At 69.0% G+C, this 19,998-nt stretch carries 15 protein-coding genes; 10 read left to right on the top strand and 5 right to left on the bottom strand.

Features of this window, described 5'->3' with window-relative positions:
• Positions 1-1,617 precede the first annotated feature (1,617 nt).
• From QSK35_RS04325 to QSK35_RS04295, 7 genes are read left to right on the top strand one after another with little or no spacing between them, the layout of a single operon-like run.
• Entirely contained in the window at positions 1,618-2,025 is a 408-nt protein-coding gene (locus QSK35_RS04325) for a cupin domain-containing protein (RefSeq protein WP_285742429.1), read from the top strand.
• Positions 2,016-2,876, top strand: a complete 861-nt coding sequence (locus QSK35_RS04320) for an arylamine N-acetyltransferase family protein (RefSeq protein ID WP_285742427.1) — start codon at positions 2,016-2,018, stop codon at positions 2,874-2,876. The genes QSK35_RS04325 and QSK35_RS04320 overlap by 10 nt, the downstream gene beginning before the upstream one ends.
• Before the next feature lies 1 nt (position 2,877).
• Positions 2,878-3,975 (top strand): aminotransferase-like domain-containing protein, encoded by a 1,098-nt coding sequence (locus QSK35_RS04315; protein ID WP_285742425.1) that lies wholly within the window; start codon positions 2,878-2,880, stop codon positions 3,973-3,975.
• Positions 3,972-5,249: an aldehyde dehydrogenase family protein gene (locus tag QSK35_RS04310; protein WP_285742423.1), complete on the top strand. Its 1,278-nt coding sequence runs from the start codon at positions 3,972-3,974 to the stop codon at positions 5,247-5,249. Before QSK35_RS04315 ends, QSK35_RS04310 begins: the two co-directional genes overlap by 4 nt.
• Positions 5,246-6,265, top strand: coding sequence for an acyl-CoA synthetase family protein (locus tag QSK35_RS04305; protein ID WP_285742421.1), 1,020 nt, complete (start codon positions 5,246-5,248; stop codon positions 6,263-6,265). The genes QSK35_RS04310 and QSK35_RS04305 overlap by 4 nt, the downstream gene beginning before the upstream one ends.
• On the top strand, positions 6,265-7,488 hold the full coding sequence (locus tag QSK35_RS04300) for a cytochrome P450 (RefSeq protein ID WP_285742420.1): 1,224 nt from the start codon (positions 6,265-6,267) through the stop codon (positions 7,486-7,488). Before QSK35_RS04305 ends, QSK35_RS04300 begins: the two co-directional genes overlap by 1 nt.
• Positions 7,489-7,505: 17 nt before the next feature.
• Positions 7,506-8,348 carry an alpha/beta fold hydrolase gene (locus QSK35_RS04295; RefSeq protein ID WP_285742418.1) on the top strand — a complete coding sequence of 281 codons (843 nt, stop codon included), beginning with the start codon at positions 7,506-7,508 and terminating at the stop codon, positions 8,346-8,348.
• A 58-nt stretch (positions 8,349-8,406) separates the two neighbouring features.
• Here QSK35_RS04295 and QSK35_RS04290 read toward each other — a convergent pair whose 3' ends face one another.
• The gene (locus QSK35_RS04290) at positions 8,407-10,107 is read right to left on the bottom strand and encodes a tryptophan halogenase family protein (protein ID WP_285742416.1); all 1,701 of its coding nucleotides are present in this window, start codon (positions 10,105-10,107) and stop codon (positions 8,407-8,409) included.
• 100 nt (positions 10,108-10,207) lie between these two features.
• Between QSK35_RS04290 and QSK35_RS04285 the strand changes: the two genes are divergently transcribed.
• On the top strand, positions 10,208-11,320 hold the full coding sequence (locus QSK35_RS04285) for an FAD-dependent oxidoreductase (RefSeq protein WP_285742415.1): 1,113 nt from the start codon (positions 10,208-10,210) through the stop codon (positions 11,318-11,320).
• Here QSK35_RS04285 and QSK35_RS04280 read toward each other — a convergent pair.
• The 3 genes from QSK35_RS04280 to QSK35_RS04270 are packed head-to-tail and all read right to left on the bottom strand — an operon-like array spanning position 11,317 to position 14,496.
• Positions 11,317-11,781, bottom strand: a complete 465-nt coding sequence (locus QSK35_RS04280) for a flavin reductase family protein (RefSeq protein ID WP_285742413.1) — start codon at positions 11,779-11,781, stop codon at positions 11,317-11,319. The genes QSK35_RS04285 and QSK35_RS04280 overlap by 4 nt on opposite strands.
• Positions 11,778-13,301 carry a tryptophan halogenase family protein gene (locus tag QSK35_RS04275; RefSeq protein ID WP_285742411.1) on the bottom strand — a complete coding sequence of 508 codons (1,524 nt, stop codon included), beginning with the start codon at positions 13,299-13,301 and terminating at the stop codon, positions 11,778-11,780. Before QSK35_RS04275 ends, QSK35_RS04280 begins: the two co-directional genes overlap by 4 nt.
• 1 nt (position 13,302) lies before the next feature.
• Complete coding sequence (locus tag QSK35_RS04270; RefSeq protein ID WP_285742409.1) at positions 13,303-14,496, bottom strand: aminotransferase class III-fold pyridoxal phosphate-dependent enzyme; 1,194 nt, start codon at positions 14,494-14,496, stop codon at positions 13,303-13,305.
• Between the two features lie 97 nt (positions 14,497-14,593).
• On the opposite strand from QSK35_RS04270, the gene QSK35_RS04265 reads away from it, so the two are divergent.
• Together QSK35_RS04265 and QSK35_RS04260 are read left to right on the top strand one after the other, a co-directional pair.
• Positions 14,594-15,895 carry a coproporphyrinogen-III oxidase family protein gene (locus QSK35_RS04265; RefSeq protein WP_285742407.1) on the top strand — a complete coding sequence of 434 codons (1,302 nt, stop codon included), beginning with the start codon at positions 14,594-14,596 and terminating at the stop codon, positions 15,893-15,895.
• A 13-nt stretch (positions 15,896-15,908) separates the two neighbouring features.
• Entirely contained in the window at positions 15,909-17,018 is a 1,110-nt protein-coding gene (locus QSK35_RS04260; RefSeq protein ID WP_285742405.1) for a cytochrome P450, read from the top strand.
• Positions 17,019-17,080: 62 nt separating this feature from the next.
• Here the strand turns inward: QSK35_RS04260 and QSK35_RS04255 are convergent, their stop codons facing one another.
• Positions 17,081-19,798, bottom strand: a complete 2,718-nt coding sequence (locus QSK35_RS04255; RefSeq protein ID WP_285742403.1) for an AAA family ATPase — start codon at positions 19,796-19,798, stop codon at positions 17,081-17,083.
• Between the last annotated feature and the right edge of the window lie 200 nt (positions 19,799-19,998).

Below are 19,998 nucleotides of genomic sequence, written 5' to 3'. Positions count from 1 at the left end.
GTCCATAACACAAATCTACCGCAAGATCACAATTAAACGGCCAACCTTGCAATGGAGACCACTATCGAGTGAAAAATAAAACTACGGAACTCCAGCCACCTCATCCCAGCCACGCCCGCAACCGCACCGAACGACGCAAGTCTGGAACGGATCGGGACCCACCACAAAAGCCAACCACCGTATCGGTACGTTGGCATTTTCGCGCACGACCGGCGCCCTAGCGCCGGGCGTGCGCGAAAATGCCAACGTGTCGCGGCGCAGCCGCGTCAAAACCCAGGCGGACAACCAACCACCCCACGACACTCCATCAAGAAGTGAGCCAGGTACCCGTCGTGCGGCAGCAGAGGATCCGCCCACCACTCCCCACGATCCCCACAGACGACAGCCCGAATCGACGGCTCATCCAAAGCCTCAGCCAACAGATCCCCAGGCACATCCGCAGGCAACAACACCGCAAGCGAGTCCCGCAGCGGAGCAATCCCCGAAGCCGGCTCCCAGGGCACCACCCACACGCAGGGGAACGGCAGCTCCGGCCCAGGCCGAGCAGCAAGCGCAACGGCAGGCCGCAACACAGCCTGCCCATCTCCAAGCTCGACCAACGGCTCATCCCCAACCAGCCGAGCATCCCCCAAGAGTCCTCGGAGAGCCTTGGCGGCGTCCGAGCTGTGTACCGGCAAGGCGGAATTGGGGACAGCAGCCAGCCGCGAAGCCAACGACGAAGCCAACGACTCAGGAGCCCCAGAACAGAAGACAGTGGACACGTTGTTACACCGCACCCCACCGTCCCCAGCAATCTGCTCCAGGACCCAAGAGACGTCCGACCCGAGCACGAGAGCCTTTGCCCGCCCAGGCCCCCGAACGGCAACGCGCGACGAACCGACATAGGGAGCCACAGCCGAAGCAGACCCATAGACGAGCCCCAAGTCGGCCTCGGCCAACAAGGTAGCGCCAGATGCATGCGGCCCAGGCAACACAGCGAGCTGCGTCCGAGGAAGCCCAGCCTCGAACAACGCCCAGGCGAGCCGCCGCGGCGTGAACGGATCACGCCCACCGGGCCGCACCAGCAGCGCGTACCCGAGGAAGAGAGCCTGAAGCCACTCGATGTGCACCATCGGATGGTTGGAGGGCGCGACCACGCCCAAAGTACGCCCCCGGCGCACCCACCGCGAGGAGGGCGAACCCCAGGGCCGAGCAGCGTCGACCATCTCCTCCATGCGAGGCAACACGGACGCGAAGGTGGGCAAAGCCGAGTCCACCACCGAAAGCGGAAGCCCGGTGGCCGCGGCAACGTTGCGCACATAGGCGTCCGGAGTCTCGCCGCACAAGGTGGCGGAAGCGAAGAGCTTCCCGGCGTCCGCCAGGACGGAAGCAGACACCGCTCCGGCCGACAGCGAGCGCAACGTTAGTGACACCAGCAGCGGCGGCGCCTGGCTCACCGACGCCAGCGCGGAGCCGTCGACTGCGGTCAACGTCGAGACATCGCGGGACATGCGGTCGCCGGACGGCCGGATCAGGGCAATCTCTTCCACTCAAGAATGGTCCCGTCGCCGCACTAAGGAGCCCAGTGGCCGAACGGGCACTACACCACCACGAAGACGTAGACCTACGGTCGGAACCATGACGGACACGTGCCTGGTGGTGAGGTCGGCCGAGATGTACGAGGGTAAGCAGCTTACCCAGATCTTCGCCGGGATCGCGACCGGAACCGTTGGCTCGCAACGGATCTGCATGCACAAGGTGACCATCCCCGCCGGTGTGCGCGGCGAGGTGCACGTGCACGAGAACCACGAGACAGCACTGTATGTCGTCAATGGACGGTCGTTGACGCTCTACGGCGATCGGTTGCAGCACGAGGCGATCGCGGTCACGGGCGACTTCCTATACATCCCAGCCGGCATGCCGCACTGCTCGATCAACCTCAGTGACACCGAGCCCTGTGACGGGATTCTCGCGCGCACCGACCCGAACGAGCAGGAGAGCGTGGTGCTGCGCCCGGACCTGGAGCGGTTCCTGCCATGGACCTGACCGCGTATCTCGACCGCATCGGCTACGACAAACCTGTTGAGCCCGCCGAGAACGTCCTGCACGACCTGCACCTCGCGCACCTTTTGCGGATCCCGTTCTCCACGATCGACGCGCTGTTCTACCCGGTCAAGCCGCTCAGCCTCGAGACCGTGGAGGAACGGCTGATCCGGCAGCGGGGCGGCGGGTACTGCCTGGAGCATCACCTGCTGTTCGCGGAGGTGTTGCGGGAGATCGGGTTCGAGGTCACCACGCTGCTCGCCAAGGTGCACAACGGCGGCCCGGCCGCGCGGCCGACCGGGATTCCGCGGCCGCACATGATCCTCGCGGTTCGGCTCGACGGGCGGAACTGGTTGGTGGACGTGACGTTCGGCGGCGGAATCCTGTGGCCGGTGCCGATCGAGCTGGGCCGGGAGTTCGACCAGCACGGGTGGAAGTACCGGTTCGTGCTGAAGAACGGCGAGTACTACCTGCAGACCTGGCGGGTCGGCGACTGGATCGACATGTACAGCTTCACCTTGGAGCCCAAGGCGTTCACCGATCTGCTGATGCTCAACCACTTCGCCCGCACGCACCCCGACTCGGGGCTGCTCAGCATGTTCTGGGCACACCGTGGCGACCTCGACGCCCGGTGGACGTTCTGGGCGCACTGGATGCACGGGCCGGTGCGCACGGTCCTCATCGAGTACCGGCTTGACGGGACCATGGGCGAGCACGAGATCGACCCCACCGACAGCGCGGATGTGCTGCGCGAGCGGTTCGGGATGCACCTGCCCGACGGGGCGCGGCTGCCCGAGAAGGCGCCGGACAAGCTGGCCATGGCGCGCGCCGCGCTCGACGGGTACGGGGGTTGACGTGGAGTTCGCCGAGCGCGTGCACAGCATGACCGAGTCCGAGATCCGCAAGGGGATCACGGACGCGGCCAACCCGGACTTCATCTCGCTCGCGGGTGGTGTTCCGGACGCCAGGCTGTTCCCGGCCGCGGAGTTCCGGGCGGCCTACGACAAGGTGCTGCGCGACGCGCCGGGTACGTTTCTGCAGTACGGGCCGACCGAGGGGTACGGCAGGCTCAGGGAGATCATCGCCGAGCGCGAGCAGACCGACGTGGCAGGAATCCTGCTCACGAGCGGCGCCCAGCAGGGGCTGGACCTGCTGGGCCGGCTCTTCGTCGACCAGGGCAGCCGCGTGCTCGTCGAGGACCCCAGCTACCTGGGCGCGCTGGAGACGTTCCGGCAGTACGGCGCGGAGTTCGTCGCGGTGCCGTCCGATGACGAGGGCATTCGGGTCGACGCGCTCGAAAAAGCCCGGTTCCTTTACACGATGCCGAACTTCGCCAACCCCAGCGGCCGCACCATGAGCGAACGGCGGCGGCGCGAGCTGGTCGAGGCGGCACGGGAGCGGGAGCTGGTGATCGTCGAGGATGACGCGTACGGCGACCTGCGTTACGAAGGCGAACCGGTGCCGAATCTGTCCATATTGGATCCAAGGGTGATCCGGATCGGGTCGTTCTCGAAGGTCCTGGCACCAGGGTTGCGGGTCGGCTGGATCCGTGCCGAGCCGCAGGTGATCCGCAAGCTCGTGCACCTCAAGGAGCGGTCGGACCTGTGCGGCGCGTTCGGGGCGCAGATGGCCGTCGCCGAGGTGAGCGCGATCCTGCCCACGCACGTCAAGACGCTCATCGAGACGTACCGGCCACGCCGGGACGCGATGATCGACGCGCTGACCGAGTTCTGCCCGCAGGTCCGTTGGCGCAAGCCCGAAGGCGGGTTCTTCGTGTGGTGCGAGCTGCCCGTGGACGCGCGGAACCTCGATGTGAAGGACGTGGCGTTCGTGCGGGGCGGGAAATTCCACGCGACCAGGCCGCGGCACAACACCATGCGGCTGAGCTTCGCGGGCGTCGAGCCGGACCGGATTCGGGAAGCCGTCAGGAGAATCGGGGAAGCCCTGTCATGACCGTGCACGAGATCACGGCACAGGCCGCCGCCGCCCAGCGGGCGTGGGCGGTCACGCCGTTCACGGAACGGGCGGCGGTGCTGCGCCGTGCAGGCGATCTGTTCGTCGAACGGGCGGACGTGCTCGCCGATGCGTTGATCCGCGAAGCCGTGTCGACACCGGCGAAGGCGCACTTCGAGGTCGGGCTCGCCGCGCAGGACTGTCACGAGGCCGCGGTCCTCCCGTCGCACGCCGCCGGTGAGGTTCTCGCAGGTGAAGAGGATCGGCTGAGCTTCTACGAACGCGTGCCGGTCGGTGTCGTCGGCGTGATCGCGCCCTACAACGCGCCGATCGAGCTGGCCGTGCGGTCGGTCGCGCCGGCGTTGGCGCTGGGCAACGCGGTGGTGCTGAAACCCGATCCGCGCACGTCCACGGCAGGTGGCGACATCATCGCCGCGATCTTCGCCGAGGCGGGGCTGCCCGGCGGTGTGCTGCACGTGCTGAAAGGCGGCGCGACCAAGGGGGCCGAGCTCGTCGCGGACCCGCGCGTCTCGGTCATCTGCTTCACCGGGTCCACCTCGTCCGGGCGGCAGGTGGCCGAGCTGGCCGCGCGGCACCTCAAGCGCGTGCACCTGGAGCTGGGCGGGAACTCGGCGTTGATCGTGCTCGACGACGCGGACCTCGAGAAGGCGGTGGAGGCCGGGGCGTTCGGCTCGTTCTTCCACCAAGGCCAGGTCTGCATGGCCGTCGGGCGCCATCTGGTGCACAAGTCGTTGTACGACAGGTACATCACGATGCTCGGCGCGGTCGCGGACCGCACGCCGGCGGGCCCGATCATCGACGAACGGCAGCTGGCACGGATCCACGAGATCGTCACGACCAGCGTGCACGCGGGCGCGCGGCTGATCGCGGGCGGCGGGCACACCGGGCTGCACTACCGGCCGACCGTCCTGGCCGACGTGCCGCCGCACGCGCCGGCGTTCACCCAGGAGATCTTCGGCCCGGTCGCGCCCGTGACGCCCTTCGGGGACGACGACGAGGCCGTGAAACTGGCGTGCGACACCGACTACGGGCTGTCGCTGGGCGTGCTGACCCGGGACGTGATGCGCGGGCTCGCGCTGGCCAAGCGGATCCCCGCGGGCATGGTGCACATCAACGACCAGACCATCGACGCCGCCGCGCACGTGCCGTTCGGCGGCGTCAAATCGTCGGGCGCCGGGTCGCGTGTCGGGGGTTCGGCGAACCTCGACGCCTTCACCGAGACCCGCTGGGTGACCGTGCGAGGTGGGCAGTGAACGACGATCTGGTACAAGAGCTGATGGAGTGGCACTTCGGCGAGAACGGAAGCCGCTTCTGGCGGGAGACGGTGCTGCCCTTCGACCCGCGCAAGGACGTTCGCACGGTCGAGGACCTGCGGCTCTTCCCGGACCTGTCCGAACACTGGCGGACCACGCCGGTGCGCGACCTGGTACCCGCCGGCGCCTCCGGTTACGTCCGCGTCTTCGAGAGCGGCGGCACGACCGGCTCGCCCAAGCGGATCGTCGAGTCGAGCTTCTGCCGCGAGACCTACCCGTGGCTGAGTTCGCTGCTCAACGTGCACGGCACGCCGCGCTCGGGCGACTGGCTGCTGCTCGGCCCGACCGGCCCGCACATCGTCGGCTACTCGATCGGCGGGCTGGCGCACCACCGTGGCAGCCTGTGCCACTTCGTCGACCTCGACGCCCGCTGGGTGAAGACGTGCATCCGGGCGGGCGACTTCGTGACCGTTGGCAAGTACGTCGAGCACGTACTGGACCAGGCGGTCGATGTTCTGTCCACACAGGATATTCGGGTACTGGTGTCGACGCCGCCGATCCTCGAGGCGATCTGCAAACGGCCCGCGGCCCGTGACCTGGTGCAGGAGAAGGTTCGCGCGATCATCTGGGCGGGGACCAGCACTTCGCGCGAGTCGCTGCGGTTGTTGGAGGAGGAGATCTTCCCGGACGCGGCGCTGATCGGTATGTACGGCAACACGATGGGCGGTGTGTCCCTGCAACGCCCGCGCGTGCCCGAGGACACCGAGCCCTGTGTCTTCCAGACGTTCCAGCCGAACTGCATCGTCGAGTTGCTGTCACCTGACGGTGATCTTGTGGAGTACGGGCAGCGGGGCCGCGTGCGGTCGACCGTGCTGTGCCGTGACTACTTCATGCCGAACGTGATGGAACGTGACACCGCTCTGCGCATCGCTCCTGTTGCCGATTTCCCTTGGGACGGAGTGGCGGACGTGCGGCCACCGGAGGACGGGCCGGTCGTAGTCGAAGGGGTCTACTGATGCGGATCACGGCACCGGTCCCCGGCGCGCGGGTCGAGGTCGACGACCTGTTCGACGAGGCGCTCTACACCCACGGCGACCCGCACCTCGCGTGGCAGACGCTGCGGGCGGAGCAGCCGGTGTTCTGGAGCAAGCCGGGCTTCTGGGTGGCGACGCGGCACGCGGACGTGCGGCGCGTGTTGTCCGAGCACGAGACGTTCACCTCCGAACGCGGCACGGTGCTGCTGATGCTCGGCGTCGACGACGCGGCGGGCGGCAAGATGCTGACCGTCACGGATCCGCCGCGCCACGGGCAGATCCGGCTGCCGATGGGCAAGACCCTGTCGCCGCAGATGGCGGTCACGCAGACGCCGGCGATGCGTGCCCTGGTGCAGGAGATCGTGTCTCCGGCGTGGGACCGCGGCGAATGGGACGTCGCCGCGGCGTTCGCGCGGCTGCCGGTCGCGGCGGTGCTGATCCTGATGGATCTGCCGCTCGAGGACGTCGACCCGCTGCTGCACTGGACCTATGCCTCGATCGCACCGAACGATCCGTACTTCGCGCACGGCTCCAAAGTGGACACGCTTCGTCGCGCGCACTTCGAGATCATGGACTACTTCGCCGGCAAGATCCGGCAACGGCGCAGGCAGCCCGGCGACGACTTCATCAGCCACCTGCTGGCCGCCACTGTCGACGGCAAGCCCATGCCCGACGACCAGATCATCTTCAACTGCTACAACCTGCTGGTCGGCGCGGTGATCACGACGCCGCAGGCCGTCACGGCGCTCATGATCGCCCTGGCCGAGCGCGGCCGTGCGATTCCACCGGACATCAACGTCGCCACGGCCGTCGAGGAGGCGCTGCGCTGGTCGTCGCCCTCGGTGCAGTTCCTGCGCTACGCCACGCGGGACGTCGCGGTGGGCGACACGCTGATCCGGGCCGGTGAGCCCATCTCGGCGTGCATCGCGTCGGCGAACCGGGACGAGACGGTCTTCGAGCGGCCGTTCGACCTGAACCTGAACCGCACGCCGAACCGGCACCTGGCGTTCGGCATCGGCACGCACCGGTGTGCCGGCCACGCCCTGGGCCGGGTGATGCTGCGGATGGCGTTCGAGGAGTTCCTGCTGAAGCTCGACTCGTTCGAGCTCGCGGGCCCGCCCGTGCACCTGGTGTCCAACGGCGCCGCCGCGATCGTCAGCGCGCCGTTCCGCATTCACGCGCACACCCACGTGCTCGCGCCCTGAGGTGGGACACTGGCGCCGTGACGTCGGTGTACAAGACCGCTGACAGTCGGCTCGCGGTCCGCGAGTGGTGCACGGATACCTTGGTACGGGCGGGTTTTCCGGTCACGACCGTGGACACGAGTGCCGGTGAGGTCGCGCTCGTGTCGGCCGGAACCGAAGAGCCGCGCGTCGTCGTGGTGCCCGGTACAGCCTTCAACGCCGCAGTGGGCCTGCCGTGGCTGCGGGCGCTGTCGGAGCGCTGGGCGACCACGGTGCTGGATCTGCCCGGTCAGGCCGGGCTGAGCGACCCGCGCCGGCCGCGGCGGGACCGGCTGGCCTGGTACGGCCGGGTCGTGAACGAGGTACTGGCGGCCGCGGATCTGGATCAGGTCGTCCTGGTGGGCAACTCGCTGGGAGCGGCCGTGGCGCTGGCGGCCGACTCGTCCCGGATCGCCGCACGGGCGCTCGTCTCGCCCGCGGGTTTCATCCGGCTCACGGTGGATCCGGCACTGGTGCTGGCTTCGACCCGGTGGCTGCTGCGTCCCACCGACGAGAACACGCGTCGCATGCTCCGGTTGTTCGTCGCGCCCGGCGAGGAACCGCCGCAGATCGAGGTCGAGTGGATGACCTTGATGGCCACGAGTTGCCGCACCACGCTGGCCCCGCCGCCGCTGCCGCCCGACCTGCTGGCCCGTCGCGCCGAGCGGCCCATGGTGGTCGGGACGGGGGAGTACGACCGGTTTCTCCCGCCCCGGCGACTGGCACCGGCGGTGCGGCGGACCACGGGCCTGGATCTGCGAGTCCTGCCCGGCATGGGCCACCTGACGACCGAGGAACACCTCGACGACGTGGTCTCCCTGGTCGCCGAGGTGGCCGGCTGAGTGCTATGGGGGGAGCTTTCCCAGCGGTCTGCGCTTGGAAAGCTCCCCCCATAGCGGTTCAGGCGTTGGTGGCGAGTAGCCAGCGTTCCGAGCCGTAGCGGGCCAGCCAGCTCGTCGGTGAGTTGACCAGCTCATCCACCAGCTCCGGGTGCGTCCGAAACGCCTTGAGGCCCTCACGATGCGGCAGCGCCCGCGCGACCAGCTGGTCAGCGGCCGATTTGCGCGCCTTCCACGCATCGAGCGGTTCCGACGTGCGCACGAGCGTGTGCGGGACGCCGTTGCCGAGCAGTACACAGTCCACGCCGTCGAGCTCGTAGAACGTGGGCGCGGCGGCCCGGACGAGCCGGCGGGTGAACGCGTCGCGGTGGTGCAGCGGCGCGCCCGTGGCGAAGACGTCCAGGAGTGGGCGGGCGCCGTCGATGTTCGCGGTCGCGCGCACCTCGCGCCAGAACTCCGTGTCGCGCCGCTGGTTGAACCGGTAGTGCAGGGCGAGGAACCAGCGCAGCCCGTCCCACCGCTGGCCGGTGACCTCGTTCAACGCCTCAGCCGCATTGGGCTCGTTCCACGAACGCGGGATGAGCGGCATCAGCGCCATAATCGTGAAGGTCAGCATGAGCAACGCACTGGACTCCAGCGGTTCGACGAAGCCGTAGGAGTTGCCGATGCCGATCACGTTGCCGCGCCACATCTTCCGGTGCCGGCCAACTCGGAACCGCACCGTCTTGAGGTCGTCGACGCCTTTGTGGTGCCGGCAAAGCTCGTCGGCGGCCGCGTCCTCGGACAGGAAAGCCGACGAGTGCACGTAACCCACGTGGTCCTCGTCGGGGACCGGGATGTTCCAGCACCAGCCCGCGTCCATGCAGTCGGCGCGGGTGTAGGGCTCCATGACATCCGGCTGCGGCAGATACCCGGTGATCGCGGTGTCGGTGAACAGGCTGTCCGCGTAGCTGATGTACTCGGTGCCGAGCGCCTTGCCCAGCAACAGCGAACGGAACCCGGTGCAGTCGATGTACAGGTCGAACTCGAGGCGCTGTCCGTCCTTCGTCTGCAGCCCGGACACCCACTCGTCGGAAACGTCGACCGAAGCGATCTCCGTGTCGAGGTGCCGGATTCCGCGGGAACGGGCGAGGGCCGTCAAATACGAGACGAGGCGGCGGTTCTCCAGATGGTAAGCGAACGGGATCGAGTCCATTAAGGACACCGGCCCGTCGAACACCGGCACCTTGTCCGCCATCATGAACAGCGACTGCAACGTGTACGCGTTCGGGTCGCCCTGCGCCGCGAGCGAGCCGAGCACGCCGACCGAGTTCTCGCCCCAGTCGAACGGTGCCATGAACCCGTCCGGATGCGGCCCCCAGCCGTCGAACCGGATACCGAGCTTCCAGGTCGGCTGGACCTTCTCGTGGAAGTCGTGCGGGTCGATCTCCAGGTAGTGGTGCAGGAACGCGAGCAGCGGGGGAGTGGTCGCCTCGCCGACACCGATCACTGGGATTCGGCTGGACTCGACCAGCGTGACGTCCAACCACGGCAGCTTCTTGCGCAGGGCAAGCGCGGTCAGGTAACCGGCGGTGCCGCCGCCGATGACGCCGACGCGAGTGATGGCACGCGGATCCCGCGGATCCGGCTCGCGGTCCAGAGGTTCGAGGTGCGCCCGTTCGTGGTCGGGCACGACCGGCTGCCATGGCTTGCCGTTGCTCGTGGAGGTCCCGAGCAACGCGTCGAACGGACCCAGTTCCCGGATTTTCGCAGCGAAGCTCACCCGGCCGACCCTCCTCCGCCGGCAGAATCCCGGCAACGCTCGGTCGGGCTGCCCGGATGGGCACTCGCGCCCGTGCCGCGCGCCCGCGAGGCTCGAAAGCATGGAACTGCTGGTGGTCGGGGCCGGGCCGGTGGGGTTGAGCGCGGCGCTCGCCGCCCGCGCGCACGGACTGTCCGTGACGCTGCTCGAAGCCGAGTCGGCCGACCGGGTCCGGCCTGGCGGGCGCGCGTTGTTCGTGCACGGCCAGACTTTGCGGCTGCTGGAGGCCATGCGGCCAGGGCTGGGGAGCGCGATCGCCGAGTTCGGCGTCGTGTGGCGGCGGCGCCGGACGTTCTTTCGGGGGCGCGAGGTGCACTCGCGGATTTACCCCGAGCCGAAACCTGGGCTGCCGCCGTTCACCAGCCTGCGTCAGGTGGACACCGAGCGGTTCCTCCACAAGGCCTGTGTGGAGGCCGGTGTCGACATCGTATGGGACGCGCGCGTGGAGTCGGTGGAGTCGACTGATCGGGTCTCGGTGACCTGTTCCGACGGACGGACGTGGTCCGCCGACTACCTGATCGGCGCCGACGGGGCTCGGTCGGCCGTGCGGAGCGCCATGAAGATTCCCTTGGCGGGCAACAGGTCTGACGACTACCACGTGGCCGTCGACATGTACGGCGAGATCGACGAGCGGGTGTTCCATTACCACCACCGCGAGTTGGACGGGCGGCACGTGATGATCGTGCCGTTCGCCGGTGGACGTCAGGTCGACGTGCAGTGCCGGTCCCAGCAGGACGCCGAGGCGCTCGCCGGGGAAACAGCTGAGTGGCTGCCGAAAGTCGGCGGGCCCGGCGAGGTCATGTGGGTGTCGTCGTACCCGTTCCTGCAGCGGGTGGCGGAGACCTTCGTCAAGGATCGCGTGCTGCTCGCCGGTGAGGCCGCGCATCTGTTCTCACCGCTGGGCGCGCGCGGGATGAACAGCGGCATCGCGGACGCGGACGCCGCCGTGCGTGCGGTCGTAGAGGCCTCGACCTCCAGTTATGACGTCGAACGGCGGGCGGCGGCGTACCGGAACCGCGACGCGACCATGGCCGCCACTGCGCACATGAACGCACCGTCGTTGCTGATGAAGGCGCGGCAGGAGGGCGCCGCGCTGCTGGCGCCGGTGGTGCCGCGGTTCGGCGCGTGGCTCGACGGCGCGCTGTACGGTCCGCGCAACGGGGGCAAGTACTAGGACCAGCTGGCGTACCGCCGCAGCCCGTACAGCAATGGCACGGCCGGGTCCTCGCGCCGCACGTGGAAGACCGCGCCGAACACCACCAGATGATCACCGACGAGGTGGGTGTCGGCGACCGAACAGTCGGCGATCGCGTGCGCGTCCTCGACCAGGTGCGGGCCGCTGTCCGAAGGCTTCCACCGCACCAGGTCGAACCGGTCGGGGTTGCCGGATGCGAACAGCTCGGCCGTGCCACGTGCCTCGGAGCGCAGCAGGTTCACCGCGAACCGGCCGGCGTCCAGCATCGCGCGCAGCGTCGGGCTCGCGGACCTCATGGACACCAGCAGCGTCGGCGGCGTGAGCGTCACGCTGCACACCGACGAGCACGTCATGCCGTGCGGCGTGCCGTCGTCAGCGGTGACGACGGCGACGCCCGTGGGGAACGTCGCCATCAGCTCGCGGAAACAGGTGGGCGTCATCGCCGCGCCAGGTACTCGGACTGGCCCGGTAACCGGTCGACCAGGTCCAGGCCCTGGTCGCGGACGTGCTGGAACTCCTTGCGCGCCACCGTGGCGTCGACCAGGCCCAACGCCGGTGGCGCACCGAGCGGCACGCCGCCCATGCCCATCAGGATCGCGGTGTACGAGTACGGCTCGAACCCGTGGTAGTACGGGAAGATGTTCTCCTCGTTGGGGAGTTTCACCCTCCACTCGGTGAGCCGCTCACGCAGCCCGTCCGGCAGCGGCCGCGTCTTCGTGTCGTGCCAGTAGCGGTTGTCCTGGCGCGATGCCGCGTAGTAGTGCAGCGCGAGGAACTCCCGCACACCGTCCAGAACGTTGGCGCACAACCGGTTGTAGGAGTCACGGAGACCGTCGTCCCAGGCCGCGTCGGGGAAGTGCTTCACCAGCTGCTCGATCGCGTGCTGGATGAAGAAGATCCCGGTCGACTCCAGCGGTTCGACGAAACCCGCGGCCAGCCCAACGCCGACGCAGTTGTGCACCCACGACCGCGCGCTGCGGCCGATCCGCATGCGGATGTGGTTGGCCTCCACTCCGTCCGCGGCCGGTCCGACGAACGCGCGCAGGGTCCGCTCGGCCTCCTCGGGCGTGCAGTAGTCGCGCGCGTAGACGTATCCGGTGCCGATGCGGCTCTGCAGCGGGATTGTCCAGATCCAGCCCGCGTCCTGTGCGGTCGCGGTCGTGCACGGCCGCATCGCGTTGCCGTCGTACGGCACGCGCAACGCGACCGCGCTGTCGTTGGGCAGGGTGTCCTGATAGGACTGGAATGGCTCGTTCAAAGCCTTGCCCAGCAGCAACGACCGGAACCCGGTGCAGTCGACGAACAGGTCCGCGTGCAGCTCACCATGATCCGAGGTGACGACGTGGCTGATCCAGCCCCGCTCGTCCAGGGCGACGTCGACGACGTGGTCGAGGACGTGCCCGACCCCACGTGAGGTGGCCCAGCCGGTCAGGTAGCGGGCGAGCAGCGCCGCGTCGAAATGGTAGGCGTAGGGGAACTGGGTGTCCTGTTCGGACAGTGTGGTCCGGAACTGGGCGGTGAACTCCTGCTCGAACAGCCGGCCGTCGAGGAACCGCGGCGACCGTTGCGCGTCGCACAGCCGGGGGATCACGAAGCAGTCCTGGTCGAACCGCTCGCCCGGCTTGAGGTGCAGCCACCAGTCGGTGAGGCTGAACCCGTCGACCACGCGCAGCCGTTCGAACGGGTGATAGAAGTACGTGCCGTCGCCCCGCCAGTTCTCGTAGCGGATGCCGAGCTTGTAGGTGGCCTGGCAGTGCGGCATCCATTCGGACTCCTCGAGGCCGAGGTAGCCGAAGAAGTGCCGGACCGTGCTGAACGTCGCCTCGCCGACCCCGATGGCCGGCACGTTCGGCGACTCGACCACGGTGACGTTGAGCCGGTCGCCGAACGCGGCCCGCAGGTAGGACGCTGTCATCCAGCCGGCGGTCCCGCCGCCGACGACCAGCACGTTGCGCAGCATGTCAGCCCCTCGCCCCGCCGAGCCGCTCGGCGATCTCACGACAGTCGTCCTCGGTGATCACCAGCGGCGGCAGCACGCACAGGCAGCCGAGTCCCGCGCTGACCAGCAGCCCGTTGTCCTCGCAGGCCCGGCGCAGCTTCGACACCTGGTCGAACGTCTGGCCCGGTAGTGCGACACGCTGCAACAACCCCGCATGCGCCACGTCGAAACCCTGCTGTTCCAACGCTTTCCGAAGCACTTCGCCCTTGGGAATCACCGTGTCGATCAGGCCGTCGCCGAACAACACGTCGAGCACCGCCAGCCCGGCCGCCGCCGCGAGGGGGTTGCCGTCGGTGGTGGATCCGTGCGGGAACGGTTCGGCGTCCTTGAGGTCCTGGTAGATCCGTTCGTTCACCACGAGTGCGGCCGCCGGCAGGTACCCCGCGGTGATCCCCTTGGCCAGCACCAGCATGTCGGGTACGACGCCGAGCTGGACGCTGCGGGAGAGCGCGCCGACCCGGCCGTATCCGGTGGAGACCTCGTCGGCGACGAGGTGGATCCCGTTGTCCCGGCAGTACTTCGCGAGCTCGGCGAGGTCCTGTTGTTCGGCCAGCACGCCGGTCGTCCCCATGACAGGTTCGATGACGACGGCGGTCACCCTGTCCGGGCCGAGCCTGGCCGCGACCTTGGCGATCGACGAAGCCCAGCTGCCGTGGTACTGCGCGTGGTGCACGTCCGGCAGCAGCGGCCCGCACCAGTCGACGCGGTCGGCGAGCATGCCGCTCAACGGCGTCGCGCCCGCGCCCTGGCCGTGGTAGCTGCCCCACAACGTGATCACGGCGGTGCGGTCGCGCTCGCCGGTGATCCGCCGGTGGTAGCGCGACAACAGCACCGCGGCCTCGGTCATCTGCGAGCCGGTGTTGCCGAACCGGATCCGGCGCAGCCCGTCGGGGAGCTGTGCGGCCAGCGCTTCGGCGAACCGGACGGTGACCTCGGCGGGCCGGTCGTAGATCAGCAACGTGCCGAGCGCCAGCGTGTTGAGCTGCTCCTGGATCGCCGCGATCACCTTGGGGTGGTTGTGTCCCAGCGTGCCGTGCCACAGCGTGGACCGGCCGTCGAGGTACCAGCGCCCGGACCGGTCGCGGACGCGCACGCCGTCGCCCTCGACGAGGAAGTCGTCGGGTACGCCGATTCCGTGCCACAGCGGGTGATTCACAACGCAAGAATCGTCCGCGCGCATTGCCGTTGACAGCCCAGGACGGCCACCCCACATGGGCACCCGGTGTCCCGGCGTTCGGGGGCAGGGTGATCGCGTGACCACCCACCTCTTGCCGCCAGGACCGTTGCCCATGAGCCGTGACGCGTCGCCGGACGAGGTGTTCGCGGCCGTCGAAGCCGAGCTGCCACCGGGCCCGCACGACCTGCTCATCTACCTGCACGTGCCGTTCTGCCCGTCGAAGTGCCACTTCTGCGACTTCGTGGCGGACCTCGACACGGCCGACCTGCGCAGCGGGCCGCCGATCCGCGCCAGGTACGTCGCCGCGCTGCAGAGCCAGATCAGGGCGTACGCGCCCAAGCTCGCGGCCATGGGATACCAGCCGAAGCGCATCTACTGGGGCGGCGGCACGCCGTCGCAGCTGAACGCCGACGAGCTGGTCGACATCTGCCGCACGCTGAACCTCAGCTTCGACATGTCGTCGCTGGAGGAGCACAGCTTCGAGGCGAACCCGGACAGCCTCACGCTGGAGAAGGTCTCGCGCCTGGTCGCCGAGGGCGTCAACCGGGTCAGCATCGGCGTGCAGTCGTTCAACGACGAGGAGCTGGCCCGCGCCGGCCGGGCGCACTCGGCCCAGGACGCCGTGGACGCCGCCCGCGCCATCCGCGGCGGTGGCATCACGAACTTCAACATCGACCTGATCGCCGGCCTCACCGGCCAGTCCGACGACGACCTGAAGTATTCGCTGGACACGTGCATCTCGCTGGAACCGATGCACGTCACCGTCTACAACTACCGGCCGGACAAGCGGACGGTGATGGGACGGCAGATCAAACGCGGCGACCGGCCCACGCAGTACGTGACGTCCATGCTGCGGGCGTTCGACATCGTGCGTTCGCGGCTGACCGCCGCCGGATACGAGGAATACGCGCTCGGATACTTCGCCCGTGAGGGCAAGCGGTTCCTCGGCGAGTCCTACTACTTCGAGCTGACCGGTGACTACATCGGGTTCGGCAGCGGCTCGGTGTCCATTCTCGGGCACCACATCGCGTCCAACACGCACAAGACGTTCCACCGGTTCCGCGACGACCCGCTCACATTCGAGTCGTACGGACGTTATGCGCCGCAACGGTTCGAGCTGCTCACCCGCGAACTGCGACTCGCTTTGCTGATGTGGAACGGCATCGACTACGCGCGGTTCGAGCGGCTGTTCGGGTTCCCGTTCGCCACGATGCGCGAACTGCCCGCGATGCGGCGTTATCTCGAGTACTTCGAGAACTGCGGGGCGGAGTTCGTCGAGGACTCCACCGGTCTGCGCGTAACGGACGAGACGAAGCTGACCGCGCATCTGCGGACCTACGAGGCCTCACATCTCTACACGGCCGGGGCACGACAGTAGAAGGGTTCTTTCGATGCAGGTCAGTGTCTACGAGACGATGACGCCGGAGGGCGGGCTCCGCGAGCTGCGCGAGACCTCGCCCGTGCACTTCGACGAGGAGCTGCAGGGGTGGCGGATCCTGTGTTACGACGACGCCCGCCGCGTGCTGCGTGACTCGGAGACGTTCTCGGCGAAGGTCCCGTGGCCGGATCCGGTGCCGATCTACCTGTTCATGGACGAGCCCGACCACCGCCGCTACCGCGCACCGACCGAGTCGGCGTTCCGCGACCTGCCCGCCCGCGCGGCCAAGATCGAACAACACGTGGACGAGTGCCTGGACGCCGTGATCTCGCGCGGAGCGATGGATCTCGGCCACGACCTGGCGAAACTGGTTCCCGCCCGCGCGGTGTTCGACCTGCTGGGCGTCCCGCGTTCCGACGAGGACATGTTCCACCAGCAGTTCGAGAAGTTCGACACCGGCCGCGTCGAGACCGCGGGCGCGAGCGGCGAGTTCTACGAGTACTTCGCTGGGCAGATCAAGCTTGCTCGGTCCGAACCGGGAGAGGGCCTGATCAGCCACGTCGCCGATCTGCCGGACTTCACCGACGACGACAAGGTCGGGATGTGCGTGCAGATCATGGCCGCGGGCATCGCCGCGGCCCGGCACCTCGTGACGTGGTTCTTCATCGTGACCACGCAGGCCGATCATGACCTGATCCGCGCTGATTGGGGTCTGCTGCCCGGTGCGATCGAGGAGACGCTGCGGTTGCGGCCGCCGCTCAACACCGTGTACCGGGTGACCACGCGGGCCGTGACGTTGAGCGGGGTGGAGATTCCGGCGGGCGCGATGGTGCTGCCCACCGTGTTGTCCGCCAACCGCGACCCCTCGGTGTTCACCGATCCCGCCGTGTTCGACATGCACCGGCGGCCCAACCCGCACCTGACGTTCGGCGCCGGGGTGCACACGTGTCAGGGATCGGGGATGGCCCGGCTGGAGGGCCGGGTGATCCTGCGCCGGCTGCTGGAGCGCCTGGACGACATCCGGGTGGTCGACCCGGACTCGCTGCAGCTGATCCAGGGGTTGAACTACGGCCTAACCAATCTCCCCATCACCTTCACCCAGCGGGCGGCCTGCCGTCGATGAGGGGAGCCTTCATCCACCTCAGGTCGATGAAGGCTCCCCTCATCGTCCACTCGGACGGGTGGTCAGCGGCCCTTCAGCACCTGGGGGAGTTGGAGTCGGCCGGAGATCCCGAGCTTGCGGTACGCCGCCGTCAGCATCCCCTCTACGGCCCGCTGCGTGACCAGCAACGTCCCGGCGATCTCCCGGTTGGACCGGCCCGCCGCCGCCATCTGCGCGACCTGATGCTCGGTCGGTGTCAGCGCGGCGGGCCCGGTCTGCCGCATCCGCCGCGGCCGCGCCCCCGAAGCGACCAGCTCGGCGTAAGCCTTGGCGGACAAGGATGTCGCACCGCACTTCTGCGCGATGTCGAGCGCGTCGCGCAGGTGTGTCCGGGCGCTCGCGTTGTCGCCGTGGCGGCGCAGGTGTGTGCCGAGCTCGGTCAACGCCCGCGCCAGCTCCAGCCGGACCGGTGAGTCGCGCAGCACCTCGACCGCCGCCTCCAGCATGGGGCGGCCGGACTGGTCGGCGCGCACGCGGCCGGCCACCCGCAGGGCCAGGGCGACCGTGCGCGGCGCACCCCAGTCGCGGGCCAGGGCCAGCTCCTCGTCGGCGTAGCGACGCGCCTGGTCGTAGTCGCCCACGGCGGCGGACGCCAGGGCGACGCCCGAACGCCACGGCAGCAGGGCGGGGTTGTTGTACGGCCACGCCGCCACGTGCCGTCCGGCGGCGAGAAAGCAGTTCAGGGCGGTGCGGTGATCGCCATGGCACTGGGCGACCCGGCCGCGCGAGACGAGCACGGTCGCCCACGCCCAGCAGCGGCGGTCGCGATCGTGGAAGTCGTCGTGCAGCAACAGGTCCGCCTCGTCCAGGCGGCCGTCCTCGAGCAGCACGTCGACGCGCATCGACAGGCCCAGCATGCGCATCGTCGACCACCGCTCGTCCTCGCGCACGTACTCGTCGGCGGTGTCGAGGTCCGCTCGGCTGGCCGCGAGATCGCCCGCGCGGCGGTAGACGTTGGCGCGCATGACGTACGCGACGCCGCGCAGCGCGCGTTCGTGCAGGTGCTGCTCCTGGGCGATCATGCGGTCCAGCAACATGATCGCGGAGTCGAAGCGGTCGCATAACGTCATCGTGATGGCGGACATGAAGTACGGCAGCACGCGTTCGGACAACGGCTCCTGTTGTTCGGCCAGCATCGGCTCCAGCGCCAGCGCCGCGGCCTTCGCGTCGAGGCGGCCGGACAGGGCGTCGAACAGGGTGAACGCGGCCAGCGCGTGGCCCTCGGTGACGCCGTGGCGGTAGGCGGTGACGCGGGCGGCGGGCTCCGGCCAGCTCATCGAGTGCATCACGAGCTGCGCCTGTAACCGTTGGCGCAGCTGCTCTTCACCGGGGCCGAGGCCGGCTTCGACGTCGCACAACAGGTCGGTGAGCTCGCGTGCCGCGCCCTCGGCGTCGAGTGCGAACGCCAGCGAGATCGCGGTCTCGGCGCGCGTGCGGGAGTCGGTCGCGTGCTCCACGGCCTCGCGCAGGTGCGCGGTGGCGCCGGGCAGCCCGCCGAGCAGTTCCGCGGTGCCGAGCAGCCGCAACGTCCTGGGCAGGAACGCCGGGTCGGTCTGCGGTTCGCGCAGCGCACGCCACAGCAGGCTTGCCGCGAACTCGTACTCGCCGCGCGCGACGGCCGCCCGCGCGGCGCGGTCGAGGACCTCGCACGCCCACGCGTCGATCCCCGGCGAGGTCTCCAGCAGCTGCTCGGCCACACGCGCGTGGTCCGCACCGTGCCGGCGCAGGAGCCGGGCGGCCCGCAGGCGGGTCGCCGAGCGTTGCGCCGGCGTGAGGTCGTCCAGCACGGACGCGGAGATCTCCGGATCCGCGACCACTCCGTCGTCGAGCATGCCGATGTGGCCGAGCGCCCGGACCGCGTCGTCGACCTCGGGCTGGCCGAGGCCGCTGAGCTCGGCGAGGACCGCGGGCTGGACGTCGTTCCCGAGCACCGCGAGGCACTGCGCGACCAGCGCGACCGTCGGTCCCTGCCGGCGCAGCCGGGTGATCACGACGCTCGCGCGCACGTTCGCGCCGAGCCGCGCGACCTGGTCGGGCAGCACCATGTTCGGCGTGGCGCCGCGTTCGGCCAGCGCGGAGAGCAACCTGTTGACCAGCAACGGGTTTCCGCCGGTCGCGCGCAGGCATGCCACGGAGAACTCGGGGGAGGGCAGCCGGCCGGACACCTCGTGCACGAGCCGGGTGACCCCGGCGAGGTCGAGGTCGCCGAGGTGCAGCTTGCGACAGGACGGCTGGGTGATCACCTCACCGCACGCGGCGCCCGTGCACCGGCCGCTGGAGCAGATCGCGAGGACCAGCGAGATCGGGTGACGCACCATGCGCAGCGCCAGGTACGCGAGCCAGCGCCACGACGGCGCGTCGCACCAGTGCGCGTCATCGACGATCACGACCAGCGGCGCGTCCGCGGCCATGCCGACCACCAGCCGGTACAGCCCTTGCAGCACCGCGTAGTCCGCCGTAGTGGCCGACATGTCCAACGCGGGCCGCGCCTCGTCCGGCACCTCGACGCCTTCGAAGAGCTGCCCGACGATGCCCCACGGCAGGTCCAGGTCGAGCTCGCTGCCGCGGGCGCGGATCACCCGCGCGCCACCGTGGTCGCACAGCCGCGCCAGCTCGTCGAGAAGTGCGGTTTTCCCAGTGCCCGGTGCGCCTTCCAGCACCGTTATTCTCGGTGCGTCCGAAATGGACTCGGCAAGAACGGCTAGTTCGTCTTCGCGATTCACGAGGCGACTGACGAGCACGGGTTGATGTTACTCACCTAAGACCACTTGCACAGGTACCGTGTTCGAGTCTTGTTACGTCTCATTTGGCGCATTCGGTCCCACCACTGCACTTCAAACTACTCGAATGAGTAGTGCGTTCCACATTGTGCGGGCCGAATGGCTACTGGTGCACGCCGATCGGCCGGGCCACGGTGGGAATGTCGAGGTTCTGTCGGTTT

The sequence above is a fragment of the Lentzea sp. NBRC 105346 genome (genome assembly GCF_030269605.1).
Classification (GTDB): Bacteria; Actinomycetota; Actinomycetes; order Mycobacteriales; family Pseudonocardiaceae; genus Lentzea.
Note: the sequence above shows the minus strand (reverse complement) of the source record. Positions and strands in the feature narration are given on the sequence as shown.

Coding starts and splice junctions, on each gene's coding strand:
- QSK35_RS04325 (WP_285742429.1), top strand. CDS start 1,618: ATGACGGACACGTGCCTGGTGGTGAGGTCGGCCGAGATGTACGAGGGT.
- QSK35_RS04320 (WP_285742427.1), top strand. CDS start 2,016: ATGGACCTGACCGCGTATCTCGACCGCATCGGCTACGACAAACCTGTT.
- QSK35_RS04310 (WP_285742423.1), top strand. CDS start 3,972: ATGACCGTGCACGAGATCACGGCACAGGCCGCCGCCGCCCAGCGGGCG.
- QSK35_RS04300 (WP_285742420.1), top strand. CDS start 6,265: ATGCGGATCACGGCACCGGTCCCCGGCGCGCGGGTCGAGGTCGACGAC.
- QSK35_RS04285 (WP_285742415.1), top strand. CDS start 10,208: ATGGAACTGCTGGTGGTCGGGGCCGGGCCGGTGGGGTTGAGCGCGGCG.
- QSK35_RS04280 (WP_285742413.1), bottom strand. CDS start 11,781: ATGACGCCCACCTGTTTCCGCGAGCTGATGGCGACGTTCCCCACGGGC.
- QSK35_RS04275 (WP_285742411.1), bottom strand. CDS start 13,301: ATGCTGCGCAACGTGCTGGTCGTCGGCGGCGGGACCGCCGGCTGGATG.
- QSK35_RS04260 (WP_285742405.1), top strand. CDS start 15,909: ATGCAGGTCAGTGTCTACGAGACGATGACGCCGGAGGGCGGGCTCCGC.